Raw genomic sequence first — 351 nt, 5'->3', positions numbered from 1 at the left:
CTTTCCTTTGGGTAACGGTTAAGTTTTTTATGTCACCTTTCATTGCATTCACTAATTCTTGCAATTTATCATGTGATTCTTTCATCACTTGTAGTTTATGCTGTACATCTTGCTTTGCATCATTAATGTCTCTAGAAATATTCTCCCAGTTTTCTGCATCATCTATCCAACGTTGTTCTTCCTCTTCTAAAATCTTAATCGTGTTATTTATGACTGTTTCGTCACTTTTTAAATAATCTAATACACCTTCAAATATCTTTACTTTTCCATCAAGCAAAGTAAGTGGATTTTTAGCCTCCTGATCAAAAATAATGGCATCATGAATACGTACATATCCTTTTTCGCCTTGGT

The 351-nt window shown here is 32.8% G+C and carries 1 pseudogene; it reads right to left on the bottom strand.

Annotated features, from left to right (window positions below):
- Positions 1-351: pseudogene (locus tag B5P40_RS32005) on the bottom strand (S-layer protein); the annotation flags it as partial.

It is taken from the genome of Bacillus sp. SRB_8, from assembly GCF_003264205.1.
Lineage (GTDB): Bacteria > Bacillota > Bacilli > Bacillales > Bacillaceae_G > Bacillus_A > Bacillus_A mycoides.
This window is presented reverse-complemented; position numbering and strand designations above follow the sequence as displayed.